The organism is Rhizobacter sp. P5_A1, from assembly GCF_056400745.1.
On the sequence record NZ_JBFUKR010000015.1, the window covers coordinates 124369 to 144829 of the forward strand.

General features: G+C 69.0%; 16 protein-coding genes. 5 read left to right on the plus strand and 11 right to left on the minus strand.

Features of this window, described 5'->3' with window-relative positions:
• Position 1: 1 nt before the first annotated feature.
• From mdcA to AC1DTW_RS17445, 6 genes are all read right to left on the minus strand, one after another.
• Positions 2 to 1696 carry a malonate decarboxylase subunit alpha gene (gene mdcA, locus AC1DTW_RS17420; RefSeq protein ID WP_477982547.1) on the minus strand — a complete coding sequence of 565 codons (1695 nt, stop codon included), beginning with the start codon at positions 1694 to 1696 and terminating at the stop codon, positions 2 to 4.
• 45 nt (positions 1697 to 1741) lie between these two features.
• Positions 1742 to 3106 carry a TRAP transporter large permease gene (locus AC1DTW_RS17425; protein WP_477982548.1) on the minus strand — a complete coding sequence of 455 codons (1365 nt, stop codon included), beginning with the start codon at positions 3104 to 3106 and terminating at the stop codon, positions 1742 to 1744.
• Positions 3103 to 3702 (minus strand): TRAP transporter small permease, encoded by a 600-nt coding sequence (locus AC1DTW_RS17430; RefSeq protein ID WP_477982550.1) that lies wholly within the window; start codon positions 3700 to 3702, stop codon positions 3103 to 3105. The genes AC1DTW_RS17425 and AC1DTW_RS17430 overlap by 4 nt, the downstream gene beginning before the upstream one ends.
• A gap of 13 nt (positions 3703 to 3715) precedes the next feature.
• Entirely contained in the window at positions 3716 to 4714 is a 999-nt protein-coding gene (gene dctP / locus AC1DTW_RS17435) for a TRAP transporter substrate-binding protein DctP (protein WP_477982551.1), read from the minus strand.
• A gap of 181 nt (positions 4715 to 4895) precedes the next feature.
• Positions 4896 to 5840: a LysR substrate-binding domain-containing protein gene (locus AC1DTW_RS17440; RefSeq protein ID WP_477982552.1), complete on the minus strand. Its 945-nt coding sequence runs from the start codon at positions 5838 to 5840 to the stop codon at positions 4896 to 4898.
• A gap of 92 nt (positions 5841 to 5932) precedes the next feature.
• The gene (locus AC1DTW_RS17445; protein ID WP_477982553.1) at positions 5933 to 6931 is read right to left on the minus strand and encodes an extracellular catalytic domain type 1 short-chain-length polyhydroxyalkanoate depolymerase; all 999 of its coding nucleotides are present in this window, start codon (positions 6929 to 6931) and stop codon (positions 5933 to 5935) included.
• A gap of 247 nt (positions 6932 to 7178) precedes the next feature.
• On the opposite strand from AC1DTW_RS17445, the gene pobA reads away from it, so the two are divergent.
• Entirely contained in the window at positions 7179 to 8366 is a 1188-nt protein-coding gene (gene pobA, locus AC1DTW_RS17450; RefSeq protein ID WP_477982554.1) for a 4-hydroxybenzoate 3-monooxygenase, read from the plus strand.
• On the opposite strand, the gene AC1DTW_RS17455 is transcribed toward pobA, so the two are convergent.
• Positions 8339 to 9250 carry an alpha/beta fold hydrolase gene (locus AC1DTW_RS17455; protein ID WP_477982555.1) on the minus strand — a complete coding sequence of 304 codons (912 nt, stop codon included), beginning with the start codon at positions 9248 to 9250 and terminating at the stop codon, positions 8339 to 8341. The two genes, pobA and AC1DTW_RS17455, sit on opposite strands and share 28 nt — an antisense overlap.
• Before the next feature lie 150 nt (positions 9251 to 9400).
• On the opposite strand from AC1DTW_RS17455, the gene AC1DTW_RS17460 reads away from it, so the two are divergent.
• Positions 9401 to 10618: an acyl-CoA dehydrogenase family protein gene (locus AC1DTW_RS17460; RefSeq protein ID WP_477982556.1), complete on the plus strand. Its 1218-nt coding sequence runs from the start codon at positions 9401 to 9403 to the stop codon at positions 10616 to 10618.
• A 32-nt stretch (positions 10619 to 10650) separates the two neighbouring features.
• Here AC1DTW_RS17460 and AC1DTW_RS17465 read toward each other — a convergent pair whose 3' ends face one another.
• The 4 genes from AC1DTW_RS17465 to AC1DTW_RS17480 all read right to left on the minus strand — a co-directional run bounded on the left by AC1DTW_RS17465 (position 10651) and on the right by AC1DTW_RS17480 (position 15822).
• A complete protein-coding gene (locus AC1DTW_RS17465; RefSeq protein WP_477982557.1) occupies positions 10651 to 12162 on the minus strand; it encodes a methyl-accepting chemotaxis protein in 1512 nt (503 codons plus the stop codon).
• Positions 12163 to 12181: 19 nt separating this feature from the next.
• Positions 12182 to 13111 carry an exopolyphosphatase gene (locus AC1DTW_RS17470; protein ID WP_477982558.1) on the minus strand — a complete coding sequence of 310 codons (930 nt, stop codon included), beginning with the start codon at positions 13109 to 13111 and terminating at the stop codon, positions 12182 to 12184.
• Between the two features lie 165 nt (positions 13112 to 13276).
• Positions 13277 to 14887 (minus strand): amidase, encoded by a 1611-nt coding sequence (locus AC1DTW_RS17475; RefSeq protein ID WP_477982559.1) that lies wholly within the window; start codon positions 14885 to 14887, stop codon positions 13277 to 13279.
• Positions 14884 to 15822, minus strand: coding sequence for a LysR family transcriptional regulator (locus AC1DTW_RS17480; protein WP_477982560.1), 939 nt, complete (start codon positions 15820 to 15822; stop codon positions 14884 to 14886). The genes AC1DTW_RS17475 and AC1DTW_RS17480 overlap by 4 nt, the downstream gene beginning before the upstream one ends.
• A 210-nt stretch (positions 15823 to 16032) precedes the next feature.
• Here AC1DTW_RS17480 and AC1DTW_RS17485 point away from each other — a divergent pair, with 210 nt between their 5' ends.
• From AC1DTW_RS17485 to AC1DTW_RS17495, 3 genes are all read left to right on the plus strand, one after another.
• Positions 16033 to 17109 (plus strand): phosphotransferase, encoded by a 1077-nt coding sequence (locus AC1DTW_RS17485; protein ID WP_477982561.1) that lies wholly within the window; start codon positions 16033 to 16035, stop codon positions 17107 to 17109.
• A gap of 76 nt (positions 17110 to 17185) precedes the next feature.
• Positions 17186 to 18886: a long-chain-fatty-acid--CoA ligase gene (locus AC1DTW_RS17490; RefSeq protein WP_477982562.1), complete on the plus strand. Its 1701-nt coding sequence runs from the start codon at positions 17186 to 17188 to the stop codon at positions 18884 to 18886.
• 30 nt (positions 18887 to 18916) lie between these two features.
• A partial coding sequence (locus tag AC1DTW_RS17495) for a WS/DGAT/MGAT family O-acyltransferase (protein WP_477982563.1) occupies positions 18917 to 20461 on the plus strand: 1545 nt, incomplete at its 3' end.

A 20461-nucleotide genomic window follows, 5' to 3' on the forward strand; every position in this document is an offset into this window, starting at 1 on the left:
ATCACCAGTTACGGAAGCGCTTCGGCGGGCTGTACAGCCCGTGCGAGGCGCGCACGAGGTCGCGCATGCTGCGCGCGGCGAGCAGGTTGCGCGTTGCGTCACGCGGGTCGATGCCGAGGTCCGCAGGTCGCTTGATCACGCCGCGGTCGCGCAGGTTCTCGACCATGCGCGGGTCGCGCGCCAGGCCGACGGCCGTGTAGCCCGCGACACCCCGGATCGCCTGCTCGCGCTCCTCGTCGCTGCGGCACAGCAGCAGGTTGGCGATGCCCTCCTCGGTGAGGATGTGCGTGACGTCCTCGCCGTAGATCATGATCGGGGGCAGGGCCATGCCGGCCTGCTGCTGCAGGGTCCAGGCGTCGAGCCGCTCGACGAACGCGGGCTGCATATGCTCGCGAAAGGTCTCGACCATCTGCACGACGAGCTTCTGCCCGCGCGGCGTTCCGGCGGCGCCGCTCCGGTCGGCGCGTGCCTCGCGGCCGGCCCTCAGCCACGCCGGGCTGGGGTGGCGTCGGCCGCGCGCGTCGGCGCCCATGTTGGGCGCGCCGCCGAAGCCGGTGATGCGGCCGAGCGTCGCGGTGGAGCTGTTCCCCTGCAGGTCGATCTGCAAGGTCGATCCGATGAACAGGTCGCAGGCGTAGTGCCCGGCGGCCTGGCAGAACGCGCGATTGCTGCGCAGGCTGCCATCGGCGCCGGTGAAGAACACGTCGGAGCGGGCACGAATGTAGTCCTCCATGCCCGACTCGGAGCCGAACGAGTGGATCGACTCGACCCAGCCGGCTTCGATCGCCGGAATCAGCGCCGGGTGCGGGTTCAGCGCCCAGTGCCGGCAGATCTTGCCCTTCAGGCCGAGCGACGCGGCGTAGGTCGGCAACAGCAGTTCGATCGCGGCGGTGTCGAAGCCGATGCCGTGGTTCAGGCGCTGCACTCCGTACTCGGCGTAGATGCCCTTGATGGCCATCATCGCCATCAGGATCTGGATCTCGCTGATCTGCGCCGGGTCGCGCGTGAACAGCGGCTCGACGACGTTGGGGCGCGGCGCCTTGACGACGAAGTCGACCCAGTCGGCCGGAATGTCGATGCGCGGCAGCGTCGTGGTTGCGCCATCCACCAGTTCGTTGACCTGCGCGATGACGATGCCGCCCGAGAACGCCGTCGCTTCGACGATGACCGGCGTGTCCTCGGTGTTGGGGCCGGTGTAGAGGTTGCCGGCCGCGTCCGCCGCATGAGCGGCGATCAGCGCGACGTTCGGTGTCAGGTCGACGAAGTAGCGTGCGAACAGCTCGAGGTAGGTGTGGATGGCGCCGATCTCGATGCCGCCCGAGGCGACCAGTGCCGCCAGGCGCGCACCCTGCGGGCCGGAGAAGCTGAAGTCGAGCCGGCGCGCGATCCCGCTCTCGAACAGGTCGAGGTGCTCCGGCAGCGCCAGCACCGACTGCACCATGTGCAGATCGTGCACGCGGCCCGGATCGACCTGCGCCAGCGCGCCCGCCAGGAAGTCGGCCTGCTTCTGGTTGTTGCCCTCGAGGCAGACGCGGTCGCCCGGCTCGAGTACGGCTTCGAGCAGCCCCACGACACCGTCGGCCGCCACATGCCGGCCGCGCAGCGTCGAGGCCGCAGCGGCGGCCCCGCGGGCCAGGCGCGCGCTGCGATTGAGGGCGCGCCGGTTCCACGCGCGCACTTCGAGGGGAGCGTTCATCGACGGACTCCGAGGTGATCGGTTGAGGCCATGGCGTTGACAGCCCTAGCGCGCGGGAGGCGCCATCGCGCCCATCACGAGGTCGGGCAGGACGGTTGCAATGCCAGGGAAGATGCAGATCAGCAGCACGGCCAGCAGCATCAGCACCACGAACGGCAGCACGCCCCAGATGATGTCGTTGAGCGGAATGTCAGGCGCAATGTTCTTGATGACGAAGATGTTCAGGCCGACGGGCGGGTGGATCAGCCCGGTCTCCATCACGATCGTCATCAGCACGCCGAACCAGATCAGGTCGAAGCCGGCGGCCTTCAGCGGCGGCAGGATGATCGGCGCCGTCATCAGGATGATGCTGACCGGCGGCAGGAAGAAGCCGAGCAGGATCACCATCAGCAGCACCGACGCCAGCAGCACCCACTTCGACAGGTGCATGCCGACGATCCACTCCGCTGCCGCCTGGCTGATGTGCAGGTAGCTCATCACGTACGAGAACAGCAGCGACATGCCGATGATGAACATCAGCATGGTCGACTCCTTCAGTGTCGAGCTCAGGATCGGTGCCACGTCCTTCGGCCGCCAGACGCCGTAGATCGCCGCGATCAGCGCCAGCGCAAGGAGCGCGCCCAGACCGGCAGTCTCCGATGGCGTCGCGAAGCCGCCGTACAGCGCCACCATCACGCCGATCAGCAGCAGCACGAAAGGAACGACACGCGGCAGCATCTCGAACTTCTCGCGCCGCGTGAAGGTCTCGACGGCCAGCAGTGCCGAGGCCGCTCCGGAGCGTTGGTACTCGGCCTTCGCGAGCACGTATTCCTTGCGATAGCGCAATGCTGCATAGCCGGCAAACAGCAGCACCAGCAGCGTGCCCGGCCCGATGCCGGCGAGGAACAGCCGGCCCAGAGACTGCTCGGCCGCGACCGCATACAGAATCATCGTGATCGATGGCGGCAGCAGGATGCCGAGCGTGCCGCCGGCGGCGATGATGCCGGCCGCGAAGCCGGGCGAGTAGCCGCGCTTGCGCATCTCCGGAATGCCGGCGCTGCCGATCGCCGAGCAGGTCGCCGGGCTCGAGCCGGCCATCGCCGCGAACAGCGCGCAGGCGAACACGTTGGCGATTCCCAGGCCGCCGGGGATGCGCCCCATCCAGACATGCATCGCTGCGTAGAGGTCCTGGCCGGCGCGCGACTTGCCGATCGCCGCGCCCTTCAGGATGAACAGCGGGATCGACAGCAGCGTGATGCTGGCCATCTCCTCGTAGACGTTCTGCGTGATGGTGTCGAGCGCCGACGCGGGCATGAAGAAGTACATGAACAGCACCGCAACGCTGCCGAGCGCGAACGCGATCGGCGCGCCCGAGAACATGAACAGCAGCGTCACGACGCCGAACAGGGAACCGAGAAGCAGCATGCTCATTGGGTAACCTCCGCGCTGTGCGCTGCAGTGCGAGCCCCTTGCGGTTTCTTGACGAAGCCGTTGACGCGCGCCGTGAGCTGCACGAGGAGCTGCAGGCTCAGCAGCGTCATCCCCAGTGCCATCAGGCCGTACGGAATCCACAGCGGCGGCGCCCAGGACGACGAGGTGGTCTGTCCATCGACCCACGCCTCGTGGAGCAGGGTCCACGACTTCCAGGCGAAGAAGGCGCAGAAGCCCGTGCACATCAGGTCCACCAAGACCATGCGCAGCAGGTTGATCGAGCGCGGCAGCAGCACGGCGACGGCCTCGATGCCGACGTGTCCGCGCAGCGACTGCACGAAGGCGCCACACAGGAAAGTCGCACCGACGAGGCAGAACACCGCCGCTTCGTCCTGCCAGTCGGTCGATGCCTTCATCACGTAGCGCGATACCACGCTGTAGGTGAGCACGCAGGAGGCGACGAGCAGGGCCACCATGCCCATCGCCACCATGGCCTGATTGACGCGCAGCAGCGCACGTGCCAGGGGCTTGAGGAGATCCGGTGTGTCCGGGTCGATGGCGGCGCCCGCCGGGCCGGTGTCGAGACCGTGGCTCATGGTTGCCTCCGGTTCACAACAGCTTCTGCGCGGACTTGATCAGCCCCGCGCACGACTCGTTCTTGTCGGCGAAGTCCTTCCACGCGGTGTCGCGCGCGATGACCTGCCACTTCTTCAGCGTCGCCTCGTCCATGTCGTAGACCTTCGCGCCCGCCTTCGCGTAGATGTCGGCTGCCGCCTTGTCGTCGGCCTTGGCGGCGTCGCGCGCGAAGGTCTCGAGCTCGGCGCCGACGGCCATCACGGCATCCTGCTGCGCCTTGGGCAGCTTGCCGAAGATCTCCTTGGAGATCATCAACGGCTCGAACATGAACCAGTAGGTCCGCTGGCGCCCGGAGGTCAGGTGCTTGGCGATCTCCTCGAGCTTGAACGAGATGAAGCTGGTCGACGAGGTCATGGCCGCGTCCATCGCGCCGGTCTGCATCGCGGCATAGATCTCGTTGGAGGGCAAGGTGATCACCGATGCGCCGGCGGTCTTGAGCATCATGTCCATCTCGCGACTGCCGCCGCGCACCTTCAGCCCCTTGGCGTCGTCCGGCACCAGCAGCGGCCGCGCGCGACTCGCCACCCCGCCCGCCTGCCAGACCCAGCTGACGATCAGCACACCCTTGTCGTCGAGGACCTTCGCGAGTTGCTTGCCGACCTCGGCGGTCTTCCAGGCCGCTCCCTGCTCATAGCTGGGCACGAGCGCGGGCATCAGGCCGATGTTGGTCTCGGGCACTTCGCCGCCGGCGTACGACAGCGGCACCAGGCTCATGTCCAGCGCGCCCTTGCGCATCGCCGAGAACTGGGCGTTGGTCTTCATCAGCGACGAGCCCGGGTAGACCGACGTCTTCAGTGCGCCGCCGGTGCGCTTCTCGACTTCGGCGGCGAACTTGCGGCACAGCCGGTCGCGAAAGTCGCCCTCGGTGAGCGAACCGCTCGGAAACTGGTGCGAGATCTTCAGGCCGGTGCCCGTTTGCGCATGGCCTGGGCTGAGCCAGGTAACGGCCGCGCCGCCTGCGGCACAGATCATTTGGCGTCGTGTGATGTGCATGCTTGTCTCCGGGGTGCCCGCCTTTCTAGGCGGTGATTGCGGGGGCTGGGTGCGATGGGTGAGCCCAGCGCGTTCCATAAGGCGGCAGGTTATGAGCCTGCCTCCGCACCATCAATCAACCTCGGCGCGCGACCGTTACGGCGGTCGCAAAGATCGGGGGTTAACCCTTGCGCTCGTTCCGGCCCGAAGCGGCAGTCAGTTCGGCCGCATGGAGACGGCAAGCGGCCAGCAGCGAAAGCAGGTTCGGATCGCGCTCGCGCGTGCGCAAGAACGCGACGCAGATCTTCTGCCGCATCAGGTAGCGCGCCTGCAGCGGCACGAGGCGGACGCTGGACGGCAGCACCCCACGCACGCGCCCCGGCAGCAGCGTGCACCCGATGCCGCCGCCCACCAGATTCATCAGCGAGAAAATGTCGCCCGTGGACATGACCACGTTGGGCGTGAAGCCGGCGACGCGGAACGCCTCGACGAAGCGGTCGTAGGTGACAAAGCCCTCGTTCAGGCTGACGAAACGTTCGTCTCCACAAGCGCCCAGGTCGATCTCCTGCTGACGCGCGTAGCTGGAGTTCGCCGGCGCCGCAAAGAAGATTTCGTCCTCGAACAGCAGCTGCGATTCGACGTCGGCCGCGCCTTCGGGAAAGCCCATCAACGTGGCGTCGACCGCACCCTCGCGCAGCTTGTGCAGCAGGTCGTTGTTCGAGCCCAGCACGAGTTCGGCCTGGATGTCCGGCTTGCGCAGCTTGAGGCCCATGATCAAGGCCGGCACCGTACCGCTGGTCAGCGAATACAGCGAGCCGATGCGGATGCGGTCGGCCGCGTAGCCGGCAATCTCGCGCGTCGAGCGGATGCCTTCGGCCATCGCGTGCAGGATTTCCCGGGCGACGTCCGCGAGTGCCTGGGCCGCGTCATTGGGCTGGAGGTTGCGGCCTTCGAGACGAAACAGCTTGCAGCGCGTGCCGGTCTCGAGCGAATGCAGTGCGCGGTGGACGCTGACGGCACTGATTCCCAGTCGCTCGGCGGCGCGTGCGAGGTTCCCGCTTTCCATGAAGGCCAGCAGGATCTCGAGCTTGCGGAACGTGATCTCTTCGTCGATGCGCTGAAGCATGACCGGCATTCTGCGGCGGGGTCGTGGAGCCGCTGGCGATCGTAGCGCCTCGCGAGCGAGTTGCGCCGCGTCTCAGACGCCACAGCCGGGTCCTAGCGGGCCAGGAAGAACCGGATCATTTCGGCCGAGGCGTCGGGTCCGCGCGTGTCGGTGTAGGAGCCTTTCGCGCTTCCACCGGACCATGCATGCGTGCCGCCGTGCACCACCCATTGCTCGACGCGCGGGCGCCCGGAGGCATCGGGGTATACCGTCGTCGTGTGGCTGCGCATCGTGGCCGATTCCGGGCCGGACGCGCGAACACGCGGTTCCGCTGCGGCCCGCGCCGGTGCGGCCAGAACCGCCTGCTGAACGATCGCATCGCTGTTCGATGCGGCCACGGTCCGGTCGCGGTCGCCATGGAACACGATGATCGGCGTCGCCAGCGTGATCGGTTCGCTCAGGTCGGAGGCCAGCGCGGCTTCGGCCAGCCACCCCGGCTGAGCACGTTCGCCGCCGTGCATTGCCGCGAACGCCGAACCCACGTCGCGCGCGGCGCCGTAGGGCAGGCCCGAGTGCGCGCCGACCGCCGCGAACACGTCCGGGTACGTGACCCCGAGGATCACCGCCATCGCCGCGCCGGCCGACAGCCCGGCGACGAAGACGCGGCGCTCGTCGATCGGGTGCAGCGTGGCGATCTCGCGTGCGATGCCGGCCAGGATCGACGGCTCGCCGTCGTCGCGCTGCTGGTCGCGGGCACGAAACCAGTTCCAGCAATTGGCACCGTTCGCGCCGCGCGACTGGGCCGGATACGCCACCAGAAAACCGTGCCGCTGCGCCAGTTCGTTCATCCGGGTGCCGGCGGCGAAGTCGTCCGGATCCTGCTTGCAGCCATGCAGCATCACGAGCAACGGCGCGGCCCGGCTGGGCGCGTTCGCGGGAATGAAGAGCTTGTAAGCCCGGGTGCCGGCAGGCCCCGAGTAGCGGCGCTCGACGAACTGTGCACGCGCGCCGACGCGCTTCGCGCTGTGCGCCGTGGGGTCGACTCCTTGGCCCCGCGCGGGCGGCGGTACAAGCGCCAGGCCGGCGAGCGCGCTGCGAATGGCCTGCGTCATGGTCCTCACAGCGAGAGTCGGGCCGAGGCCGGCCGAGCTCAGGCTGCGCTGGATCGTGCTTGAAAGACTGCGGAAGCTCACCAAAGGACAGACTCCGGAATTGTTGCAGTGCAGCATAGTCTGCGCTACCGGGGCAAAGAAGCGGCACTGAATGGGCCCAAGTGACCGTGGGGACATTCCCCGGCGACGAGCGCCGCCGCCCAGGCCCTAGACTTCGAGCACCTCGACGAACCCCGGACCTTGATCCATGAGCTCCCAGCGCACCCAAGTCGCGATCATCGGTGGCGGCCCGTCCGGCCTGCTGCTCGGCCAGCTGCTCCACCGCGCCGGCATCGCCAACGTGATCCTCGAGCGCCAGACCGGCGCCTACGTGCTCGGGCGCATCCGCGCCGGCGTGCTCGAGCAGACGACTTGCGATCTGCTCGACGAGGCCGGCGTCGGCGCGCGGGTGCACGCCGAGGGGCTGCCGCACGGCGGCTTCGAGCTGTGCTTCGGCGGCGCGCGCCATCGCATCGACATGCGGGGGCTGACGGGCGGCAAGCACGTCACCGTCTACGGCCAGACCGAGGTCACGCGTGATCTGATGGCGGCGCGCGAAGCGGCCGGGCTCGAGACGGTTTACGGCGCGAAGGATGTCGCGCCGCATGGCTTCGACACCGAACGCCCGAGCGTCACCTACACGCTCAACGGCGAGGCCCACACGCTCGCGTGCGACTTCATCGCCGGCTGCGACGGCTATCACGGCGTCAGCCGCGCGAGCGTGCCGCCGAGCGCGCTTTCGGTCTACGAGAAGGTCTACCAGTTCGGTTGGCTCGGCGTGCTGGCCGACACCCCGCCGGTCGCGCACGAGCTGATCTACTCGAACCACGAGCGCGGCTTCGCGCTGTGCTCGATGCGCTCGCCGACGCGCACGCGCTACTACCTGCAGTGCCCGCTGCACGACAAGGTCGAGCAATGGAGCGACGCGGCGTTCTGGGACGAACTGCGCCGCCGCCTCGACCCGCAGGCCGCCGAGGCACTCGTCACCGGCGCGTCGATCGAGAAGAGCATCGCGCCACTGCGCAGCTTCGTCGCCGAGCCGATGCGTTTCGGCACGCTGTTCCTGGCCGGCGACGCCGCGCACATCGTGCCGCCGACCGGCGCGAAGGGGTTGAACCTGGCCGCCTCCGACGTGCGCTTCCTGTCGCGCGCGTTCATCGAGTTCTATGCCGAGCGCAGCCGTGCCGGGATCGACCACTACTCCGACAAATGCCTGCGCCGCATCTGGAAGGCCGAGCGCTTCTCGTGGTGGTTCACCGGCCTGACGCACAAGTTTCCCGAGAACGGCGCGATCGGCCAGAAGCTGCAGCGCGCCGAGCTCGATTACCTGGTCGGCTCGCGCGCGGCCTCGACCGCGCTGGCCGAAAACTACGTCGGGCTGCCGTTCGAGGATTGATCGACGAATTCCCGGATCAGGCGGTTCACCTGCTCCGGGAACTCGTGCGCGACCCAGTGCGTGCCGGCCGCGATGCGGCGAATCTCGAGCTTCGGGACGAACGCATCGAGCCCGTCGAGCAGGCCGGGCAGCAGCGCGCCATCGCGTTCACCCCAGATCACGCGCGTCGGCACCTCGACGCGCCACGCATCGGGCGTCGCGGCCATCGCCTCGACGCCCGGATCGCCCGGACCCGGCGGATGCAATGGGCTCGCACGGTAGTAGTTCAGCATCGTCGTCAGCGCGCCCGGCTGCGACCATGCGCGCTTGTAGTCGGCGACGAGCGCCGGATCGAGCCGCTGGCCGCCGATCTCCCAGGACTCGAACAGCACCGCGAGTCGGGCGAAGTCGTTCTCGCCGAGCAGCGCTTCGGCGCGCGGCGTGCGGAACAGCAGCATGTAGCGCATCGCCTCGCGCTGTGCCGCGTTGGCGAGCAGCTCGCGGTGCAGCGTGCCGGGGTGCGGCGAATTGATGATCACGAGCCGGGTGATCGAGCCGGGATGCGCGGCCGCCAGATGCCATGCGCAGACGCCGCCCCAATCGTGCGCGACGACCGCGCATCGGCCACTGCCAACCTGCGCGATGAAGCGGTGCAGGTCCTCCACGAGCTTCGGCATCGCGTAGTGCTCGACGCCCTCGGGCCTGCTCGACAGGTTGTAGCCGCGCAGGTCTGGCGCGATCGCGCCGCGATCGCGGCCGAACTCGCGCAGCTGCGGCGCCCAGGCACCGCTGAACTCCGGGAAGCCGTGAACGAACACGATCGGTTCGCGCGCGCCGGCGCGGCCCGCGCTGAGGTAGTGCAGCCGCATGCCGTCGCCGAGATCGGCATAGTCGCTTCGGATCATCGCGCCAATGTGATGGGGCGCCGCGCGCGCGTCAAATGAATCGCCGGCAGCGGGCCCATCAACAAACTGCATTCGCGCCTGTCGCCTGAACGACATCGCGAAGCGCGCTGCGTGCGTATCTTGTGCTCACACACACCGACAAGGATCGTCATGGAATTCGAGTTCACTCCGAAAGTCATCGAACTGCGCGAGCGCCTGCTGAAGTTCATGGCCGAGCACGTCTACCCGAACGATGCGCGGCACGACGCCGAGCTCGCCGCGAACGCGAAGGCCGGCCGCGCGTACGCCGAGTTGCCGATGATGGCCGAGCTCAAGGCGAAGGCGCGCGCGCAGGGCCTGTGGAACCTCTTCCTGCCCGAGGCCGGCCACGGCCCGGGCCTGACGAACATCGAGTACGCGCCGCTCGCCGAGATCATGGGTCGGCGCTACTGGTGCTCCGAGATCTTCAACTGCTCGGCGCCCGACACCGGCAACATGGAAGTGCTGGCCCGCTATGGCACGCCGGCGCAGCAGGAGCGCTGGCTCACGCCGCTGCTCGCCGGCGAGATCCGCTCGGCGTTCGCGATGACCGAGCCCGACGTCGCGTCGAGCGACGCGACCAACATCGAATGCAGCATCCGCCGCGACGGCGACGCGTACGTGATCGACGGCCGCAAGTGGTACATCACCGGCGCGATGAACGAGCGCTGCGAGGTCTTCGTGCTGATGGGCAAGACCGACCCCGACAACGCCGACCGCCACCGGCAGCAGTCGATGATCCTGGTGCCGAAAGACACGCCCGGCATCACGATCGTGCGCGACATGGCGCTGCTCGGCGTCTACGACCCGCCGTTCGGTCACCCCGAGATCCGCTTCGAGAACGTGCGCGTGCCGGTCTCGAGCATCCTGCTCGGCGAGGGCCGCGGCTTCGAGATCGCGCAGGGCCGGCTCGGGCCCGGGCGCATCCACCACTGCATGCGGGCGATCGGCATGGCCGAGGCCGCGCTCGAGATGATGTGCCAGCGGCTCGTGTCGCGCACTGCGTTCCACAAGCGCCTGGCCGACCAGGGCGTCTGGCGCGAGCGCATCGCCGAGTCGCGCATGCTGATCGAGCAGTCGCGCTGGATGGTGCTGAACGCGGCTTACCGCATGGACACGGTGGGCAACAAGGTCGCCGCGAAAGAGATCGCGATGATCAAGGTGCTGACGCCGAACAACTGCGTCAAGGTGGTCGACTGGGCGATGCAGGCCTTCGGCGCGATGGGCCTGAGCCAGGACACGCTGCTGACCTGGTTCTACGCCTATCAGCGTCACCTGCGCATCGCCGACGGCCCCGACGAAGTGCACCGCAACGCGATCGCGAAGCAGGAGCTCGCGGCGTACCGGTAGGGGCGCCGCGCGGCGCGCCGCCCTGCGCGGCGCTACGCGCGGAAGCGGCCGACGGTCTCGGTCAGCGTGCGGGCCTGCTCGCGCAGGCTCTCGGCCGCGGCCGCCGATTGCTCGACCAGCGCCGCGTTCTGCTGCGTCATCTGGTCGAGGTGGCTGACCGTCCGGTTGATGCTGCCGATGCCGGTGCTCTGTTCGGTCGTGGCCGCGCTGATCTCGGCAATGATGTCGTTGACGCGGCGCACGCTGGCGACGATCTCCTGCATCGAGTGGCCGGCCTCTTCGACCAGTCGCGTGCCGCTTTCGACCTTCTCGGTCGACGCGCCGATCAGGTTCTTGATCTCCTTGGCCGCGTCGCCGGAGCGATGCGCGAGGTTGCGCACCTCGGCCGCGACGACCGCGAACCCACGGCCCTGCTCGCCGGCCCGCGCCGCTTCGACCGCCGCGTTCAGCGCCAGGATGTTGGTCTGGAACGCGATGCCGTCGATTGTCGAAATGATCTCGGTGATCTTGCGCGAGGCGGCGGCGATTTCCTGCATGTTGCTGACGACGCCGCCGACGACCTCGCCGCCGCGCTCGGCCGCGCTCGATGCCGATGACGCGAGCTGGTTCGCGGTACGGGCCGAATCCGAGGTCTGGCGCACCGTGCCGGTCAGCTGCTCCATCGAGCTCGATGCGTGCTGCAGGCTGCTCGCGGTCTGTTCGGTGCGGCCGCTGAGGTCCTGGTTGCCGGTTGCGATCTCCGCCGAGGCGGTGCCGATCGAGTCGGTCGCATGGCGAATGTCGAGGATCATCGAGCGCAGCCCGGTTGCCATGCCGACGAGCGCCGCGTTGAGCGAATGCGCATCGCCGGCCACCGCCTGCACCTCGACATCGAGCTCGCCGCTTGCGATGCGGCTCACCGCATCGCGCAGCCGGTCGGGCTCGTTGCCGAGCTGGCGCCACACCGAGGCGATGATCAACCAGGAGGCGATGCCCAGCACCAGCAGCGCGGTCGCGCCGGTCGCCAGCGTCACGATCAGCGCGTGGCGCACGCCGGTCGAGGCGTCGTCGAAGCGAGTGTCCATCAAGGCTCGTGCGCTGTCCTTCTGCGCCGCCAGCAATTTTTTCAACGCGGCCTGCCTGGACTGCATCGCCGACACCAGCGCGGTCTTGTCGCCATCGCCCTTGCCGAGCAACACCTCGACGGCCGCGACGGCGGCGTGCCGGTAGCCGTCGAAGGCCGTGCCCAGCTCCTTCGCGCTCGCTTCCTTGCCCGACAGTTTGGCGATCGCCGCGAGCGCGTCGTGCCCCGCCGCGGCGACCTTCGCAACCTCCGTCAGCTTGTCCGCGTCGCCCTCGTTCACCGCGGTCTGCAGTGCCTGCTCCACCTGCTCGGCCGCACGCTCCACGCGGGCCAGCTGCGAGTGGTGCGGCTCGTCGAACTGACGCAGCTGCTCGAGCGCGTGCGATAGCTTCGCGCCCAGCGCGACGCTGATCGCCACGCCGATCACGAAGACGCTTGCGGCGCTCAGCGGCAGCATCCAGATCTTGGTTCGGAACTTCATCGATCGTGACTCCAGGCGCTCAACCGCCGGCGTTGATCTTGCGGATCAACTTGCGCAGCGTCGCGTCGGCCGCCTCGTTCTCGACCTGGCAGGTGCCGGCCGCCATGTGGCCGCCGCCGCCGTAGGCCAGCATCAGCTCGCCGACGTTCGTCTTGCTGCCGCGGTCGAGGATCGACTTGCCGGTCGCGAGCACCGTGTTGCGCTTCTGCACGCCCCACATCACGTGGATCGAGATGTTGCACTGGGGGAAGAGCGCGTAGACCATGAAGCGGTTCGTCGCGTAGATCGTTTCCTCGCCGCGCAGGTCGAGCACGACGAGATTGCCGTGGACCTGGGCGCAGCGCTGGATCTGCTCGCGCGCCGGCTCGCCGTGCGCGAAGTACAGGTCGACGCGCTCCTGCACATCGGGCAGCTCGAGGATTTCGTCGATCGTGTGGTCGCGGCAGTACTCGATCAGGTCCATCATCAGCGCGTAGTTGCTGATGCGGAACTCGCGGAAGCGGCCGAGGCCGGTGCGCGCGTCCATCAGGTAGTTCAGCAGCACCCAGCCGTTCGGGTCGAGGATGTCGTCGCGCTCGTACTGCGCCGAGTCGGCCTTGTCGACGGCCAGCATCATCTCGTCGGTGATGCGCGGGAACGCGGCCTTCGCGCCGTAGTGGTTGTAGACCACGCGCGCGGCCGACGGCGCATCGACCTCGATGATGTGGTTGTGGTGCTTGCCGTTGCGGATCGTCTCCGACAGGTGGTGATCGAAGGCCAGGTGCGCGCCGGGCACGTAGGGCAGGTTCGTCGTGATGTCGCGCTGGCCGACATCGATCTTGCCGTCCTGCATGTCCTTCGGGTGCACGAACTTGATCTCGTCGATCAGGTTCATCTCGTTCAGCAGCACGGCGCAGACCAGGCCGTCGAAATCGCTGCGGGTGATGAGGCGGTACTTCTGTGGGCTCATGAATCGCTTTCGTCGAGGTGTCGTGCCGGCGCGGCGCGCCGACGCCATCGCAGCGCGGGCGGGCCGCGCGGCACATCAGCGCAACTACGGCGCGGCGTGCCGGAACTGAAGGGCTATCGACGCGGGCGCGTGGCGTCCGTGCGCTTGTGCCGCTGTGGCGCGTCGTCAGAGCGGCGCGTCGACCGAGGTGAGGTAGCGCGGCGGCCGGCGTGCCTGCGTGGCCTGCTCGAATGCGTAGGCCAGCGCGAGCAGCCGTGCCTCGCTCCAGGCTCCGGCGAAGAAGCTCAGCCCGACCGGCAGGCCCTGCACGAAGCCGGCCGGCACGGTGATGCTGGGCGTGCCGGCGACGGCCGGCGGCATCGTGCTGTTGCCGCCGACGAAGTGGTCGCCGATGACGAGATCGCTGCGCCAGGCCGGGCCGCCGGTCGGCGCGATCAGCGCGTCGAGGCGGTGCTCTGCCATCACGGCGACGAGGCCCTCGTCGCGCGCGACGCGCAGGCACAGTGCACGCGCCTTCAGGTAGTCGCCGTCGGTCAGCGGGCCCTTGGCCTGCGCCTTGACGAAGAGATCCTGGCCGAACCACTTCAGCTCGGTCGCCGCGTGGCGCTCGTTGAAGGCGATCACGTCGGCCAGTGTCTTGACCGGCGCGTTCGGGCCGAGTCGCCCGAGGTAGGCGTTCAGGTCGGCCTTCAGCTCGTACAGCAGCACGGTCAGCTCGGCATCGCCGATCGTTTCGATGGCAGGCAGCGTGACCGGGTCGACCAGCACTGCGCCGGCGCGCTCGAGCGCGGCGAGCACCGGCACGAACGCGCGATCGGTCGGTTCGTGGAAGCCGAAGAACTGGCGCACGACGCCCAGGCGTGCGCCTTTCAGCGCACCGGCATCGAGGCTCGCCGTGTAGTCGCGCGGGGTCGGCGGCGCGCCGGTCATCGCCGCATCTCCGGCGTCGGTCCCGGTCAGCGCGCCCAGCAGCAGCGCACAGTCGTGCACGTTGCGCGCCATCGGGCCGGCGGTGTCCTGGCTGTGCGCGATCGGGACGATGCCGCTGCGGCTGATCAGCCCGACGGTCGGTTTCAGGCCGACGATGCCGCAGACAGACGCGGGACTCAGGATCGACCCGTCGGTCTCGGTGCCGACCGCCGCGGCGCACAGGCTCGCGGCGACCGCGACCGCGGAGCCCGAGCTCGACCCGGAGGCGCTGCGGTCGAGCGCGTACGGGTTGCGCGTGAGACCGCCGCGCGCGCTCCAGCCGCTCGTGCTCTGGCTGCTGCGGATGTTGGCCCACTCGCTCAGTTTCGTCTTGCCGAGGATCACGGCGCCGGCGACGCGCAGGCGCTGGACGACGAACGCATCCTCGGGGGGCCGGCTGCCGACCAGCGCGGCCGACCCGGCGCTCGTCTGCATCCGGTCGCGGGTCCCGATGTTGTCCTTGATCAGCACCGGGATGCCGTGCAGCGGGCCGCGCGGCCCGGTAGCGGCGCGCTCGGCATCGAGAGCGCGCGCAGTCTCGAGCGCGTCGGGGTTCAGTTCGATCACGCTGGCGAGCGCAGGCCCGCGTCGGTCGACGCGCCCGATGCGGGCCGCGTAGTCACGGACCAGGCGCTGCGCGGTGACGCGGCCGGCGGCGAGATCGGCTTGCAGCGCCGCGAGGCTGCGCTCTTCGAGCGGGGTCATGGGGCTCATGCGTTCTCCGATCGGCGCGGCCTGGGCGATGGCGGCGGGCAGCAGCGCACCGGCAGCACTGCCGATCAGCAGGTGGCGACGCCGCTGATTCACGGCGATCCGCCTGAAGGCTCGGCGACCGGCGCATCCGACAAGCAGGCGCGCATCTGCTCGCGCAGCCAGCGGTTGCCGGGCTCGGCATCGGCGTTCGCATGCCAGTACAGGTACAGGTCGTTCGCGGGCGTCGCGAGCGGAAACGGCAGCAGCCGATTGCCGAGCACCGCGTTCGCGGTGCCGGCGTAGCGTTCGGGCATCGTCAGCAACAGCTCGGAACTGGCGACCAGCTGGCAGGCGGTCCAGTGGTGCTGGCAGCGCACCGCGACCCGCCGCTCGTGGCCGAGGCGCTGCAGCGCCAGGTCTTCGAGGCCGGGGCCGGCGCGGCGCGAGCTGGTCATCACGTGGTCGAGCTCGAGGTAGGTCGCCAGATCGAGCGTGGCGCCGACGCGTGGATGGTCGGCGCGCACCGCGACGACCATCCGGCCGCCGCCCAGACGCTGGTACGAGACGTGCTGGACGCGCGGCAGCAGCACGTCGACCACCGCGTCGAGCTCGCCGGTCGCGAGCGCGCCGTGCAACGCGTCGCGGTCGTGGTGCACCGCCGCGAGCTGCACCCGCGGCGCCTGCGCACGGACGCGCTGAACGAGACCGGGCAGGGTCGCCGACTCGACGATGTGGCGCATGCCGATGCGGAACGCGCGCGTCGAGCTCCCGGGGTCGAACTGCTTCAGCCCGTTCAGGGAACCTTCGATCTCCTTCAGCGCGCGCCGCACCGGGCCGATCAGCGCGTGCGCGGTGGCCGTCGGCACCATCGCATGGCCTTCGCGCACGAACAGCGGGTCGTCGAGCAGCTCGCGCAGACGTGCGAGCGCATGGCTGATCGCCGGCTGCGTCAGGTTCAGGCGTTCGCTCGCGCGCGTGATCCCGCCCTCGGTGTAGATCGCATCGAGCACGACGAACAGGTTCAGATCGACTCGGCTGACGTTGACCACGGGCGAGCTTCGGAGCGGCGAGGCGCTCATTCTGGCCTGTCGCGCGGGCCGCGCCATTGCGCTCGAACCCGAATGAAGGCGGCGCATGGCGACCGCGCGCGAAATTCATTGGCGGGCGGCTGCCACCCGGCATACGCTCGGCGACCGCGCCGCACGTGGCCATCGTGCAGAACGGCGCACACACGGCCTGAAGGCCGGGAGACAAGTCCGATGAGCAGCGCCCAGTTCAGCGGGACGACCGCGGTGCAGGAGCGGCACCGCTTCGACGAGGCAGCGCTCGCGTCCTACCTGCGCGCGCATCTGCCGGGCTTCGAGGGGCCGCTGCGGGTCGCGCAATTCAAGGGCGGCCAGTCGAACCCGACCTTTCTGCTGACGACGCCGGCCGCCGACTACGTGCTGCGTCGCAAGCCGCCCGGCAAGCTGCTGCCCTCGGCGCATGCGATCGACCGCGAGTACCGCGTGATGCGCGCGTTACACGCCACCGAGGTGCCGGTGCCGGCGACGCTGTGCCTGTGCGAGGACGAAGCGGTGATCGGCACCGCGTTCTATGCGATGGCTCACGTGCCGGGCCGCATCCTCTGGGATCCGGCGCTGCCCGGCATGGGCCCGACCGAGCGCGCCGCGATCTTCGACAGCATGAACGCCACGATCGCGGCCTTGCACCAGGTCGACTTCACGGCCGTCGGACTGGCCGACTACGGCAGGCCCGGCAACTTCTTCGCGCGCCAGATCGGCCGTTGGACGACGCAGTACCGTGCGTCGGAGACCGAGCGCATCGACTCGATGGAACGGCTGATCGAGTGGCTGCCGGCGCACATCCCTGCCAGTGACGCGGCGGCGCTGGTGCACGGCGACTATCGTCTCGACAACCTCGTGTTCGACGCGACCGAGCCGCGCGTCGTCGCGGTGCTCGACTGGGAGCTCTCGACGCTCGGTCACCCGATGGCCGACTTCGCCTACCACGCGCTGGCCTGGAGCATGCCGGCCGGCGAGATGCGCGGGCTCGTCGGGCTCGACGTGCGGGCGCTCGGCATCCCGAGCGCCGAAGACTACCTCGCGCGCTACTGCGAGCGCGTCGGCACGGCGCGGCCGAGCGCCGCCGAGTGGAACTTCTACATCGCCTACAACCTGTTTCGCGGCGCCGCGATCTCGCAGGGCATCCTGAAGCGTGCGCTCGACGGCTCGGCCGCCAGCGCGCATGCGCTCGACGCCGGCCGCAAGGCCCGCGCGGTGGCCGACGCGGCGTGGCGCCGCATCGAGGGAAACACCGGGCAAACCCCCAACTGACGCGGCTTCAAGCCACGCGATAGTCAAGTCAGACGAACCCACCGCCACCTGATGGCGGCTCCCGAGGAGACATGCTTTGGTCGACCATCCCTGGATCAAGAACTATCCCGACGGCGTGCACTGGGATGCGGCACTGCCGCTGATGCCGGTGCAGCAGCTGCTCGACGATGCCGTCAAACGCTGGCCCGACAACCCGGCGATCGAGTTCATGGGCCGCACGCTGAGCTATCGCGAGTTCGATGCACTCGTGAACCGCGCCGCGAAAGGGCTGCAACGGATCGGCGTCGGCCCGGGCGTGCATGTCGGCCTGTACCTGCCGAACACGCCGCACTACCCGATCGCCTTCTTCGGCGTGCTTCGGGCGGGCGGTACGGTCGTCAACTACTCGCCGCTCGACGCCGAGCGCGTGCTCGCGCACAAGATCGAGGACAGCGAGACCGACATCCTCGTGACGCTCGACCTCGCCGCGTTGTACCCGCAGATGGCGCGGCTGCTCGGGGCGTCGCGGCTGCGCAGGCTGGTCGTCGGCAACCTGGCCGACTACGCCGCGCAGCCGGCCGGCGTGCGCGCGCACCTGCAGGCCGCGGGCCAGCTCGCGCCGGTCGCCAGCGACGAGCGGCACCTGAGCTTCGAACAGCTGCTCGACAACGACGGCGCCTACGAGCCGCACGCGCTGGGCGATCTGCGCCAGGCGATCGTCGCGCTGCAGTACACCGGCGGCACGACCGGCCTGCCGAAAGGGGCGATGCTGACGCACGCGAACCTGAGCTCGGCCTGCGCCCAGTACATGGCGACCTCGCAAGGCAACCCGCGCGTGCTGACCGAAGGTGCCGAGCGCGCGCTGGTCGTGCTGCCGCTGTTCCACATCTACGCGCTGACCGTGAACCTGCTGTTCGGCGTGCGCCTGGGCGCGCTGATGGTGCTGCATGCGCGCTTCGATCTCGACGCGGTCGTCAAGGACCTGGTCGACAAGCGCATCACCGTGTTCGCCGGCGTGCCGACGATGTACATGGCGATGGCGAACCACCCGACCGTGAAGGCGGGCGGCTTGGGCTCGCTGCAGTTCTGCGGCTCCGGCGGTGCGCCGCTGCCGGTCGAGGTCGCGAACCGGTTCGTCGAGCTGACCGGCTGCAAGCTGAACGAAGGGTGGGGCATGACCGAGACCTCGCCGACCGGCACGTTCACGCCGGTGCACGGCATGCGCAAGGCGGGGTCGTGCGGCATGCCGCTGCCGAACATCGAACTCAAGTTCGAGAGCCTGACCGAGCCGGGCCGCGAGGCGCCGCTCGGCGAGCCCGGCGAGCTCTGCATCAAGGGCCCGAACGTGATGAAGGGCTACTGGAAGAACCCCGACGCGACGGCGCAGGCCATGACCGCCGACGGCTTCTTCCGCAGCGGCGACGTCGCGCGGATGGATGCCGACGGCTTCGTCTTCATCGTCGACCGCACCAAGGACATGCTGCTGTGCGGCGGCTTCAACGTCTACCCGCGCGTCATCGAGGAAGCGATCTACGAGCACCCGGCCGTCGAAGAGGTCTGCGTGATCGGCATCCCCGACGAATACCGCGGCCAGTCGCCGAAGGCTTTCATCAAGCTGAAGAAGGACGCGCCGGTGTTCACGCTCGACGAGCTGAAGGCCTTCTTGAAAGACCGCATCGGCAAGCACGAGATGGTGCAGGCGATGGAGTTGCGCGCCGAGCTGCCGAAGTCGCCGGTCGGCAAGCTGCTGAAGAAGGAACTGGTCGAAGAAGAAGCGCGCAAGCGCACCCCGGCCTGATCCGCGAACTGGCCCCAAGGAGAACACAGCATGATCCACCTCAGCGGCATGGACGCCTCGTTCCTGCACCTCGAAACACCCGAGATGCCGATGCATGTCGGCAGCCTGCAGATCGCCGACCTGCCCGCGGGCTACGCCGGCGACTACTACGAAGACGTGAAGCGCTGGATGGCGACGCGCATGCACCTGGCCAAGGTGTTCCAGCGCAAGCTCGCGCTGATGCCGTTCGACCTCGCGAACCCGGTCTGGGTCGACGACGAGGATGTCGACCTCGACTACCACGTGCGCCACGTGATCCTGCCGCGGCCGGGCACGATGGAGCAGCTCGAGAAGTACGTCGCGCGCCTGCATTCGAGCCTGCTCGACCGCAGCCGCCCGCTCTGGGAGATCTACGTGATCGAGGGGCTGAACACCGGCCAGGTCGCGATCTACAACAAGATGCACCACGCGGCGATCGACGGGCAGGCTGGCGTTGCGATCACGAAGGCGCTGCTCAGCGGCTCGGCCATCCCGCCGCCGACCAAGCCGCCGCGGCCGCGACAGCGCACGAACCAGTATCAGCTTGGCGTGGCCGAGCTCGCCGGTGCCGCGGTCAGCAATGCGGTGACGCAGTACGTGAAGCTGTTCAAGACGCTGCCGGCGATGGGGCGCGCGCTGCGCTCGATCGTCTATCCCGTCTCGGAGACCGACGGCAAGCGCCACCTGAGCCTGCCGGAAGGCTTTCAACTCGGCCCGAAGACCCCGTTGAATGTCGCGATCACGAACCAGCGCTCGTTCGCGGCGCGCTCGCTGTCGCTGGCCGAGGTCAAGGCGATGGCCAAGCGCAGCGGCGCGAGCCTGAACGACATCGTGCTCGGCATCTGCGCCGGCGCGCTGAAGCGCTACCTGGCCGACTACGACTGCACGCCGACCAAGCCGCTGGTTGCCGGCGTGCCGGTCTCGCTGCGCGAGGCGGGCAACACCGATCCGAACAACCAGGTCTCGATGATGCTGGTGAGCCTGGCGACGAACATCGACGATCCGATCGAACGGCTGGCCGCGATCAACGCATCGTCGAACATCGGCAAGCAGCTGCAGCTGAACGTGAAGGGCGCGATGCCGACCGATTTCCCGTCGCTCGGCGTGCCGTGGCTGATGACCGGGCTGGTCTCGCTGTACGGCCGCTCGCGGCTCGCGAACCGCATGCCGCCGCTCGCGAACGTCGCGATCTCGAACGTGCCGGGACCGCAGTTCCCGCTGTACTTCGCCGGCGCAAAGCTCGCGAGCTTCTTCCCGGTCTCGATCCCTGGCCACGGCATCGCGCTGAACATCACGGTGCAGAGCTACAACGGGGCACTCGAGGTCGGGCTGACGGCCTGCCGCCGCGCGGTGCCCGACGTCGCCGACCTCGCCGACTACATCGTCGAGGAGCATCACAAGCTGCGTGTGCTGATCGAGGCGCGCGAGCCCGTCGCGCCGGCCCTCGCGGCACGGGTCGAGGCCGTGCCCGCCACGGCGCCGCCGGTCGCGAAGAAGAAGAGGCACGTCGACGCGACACCGATCGCGCCGGCGCCGAAGCGCGCCGCGAAGGCGGTC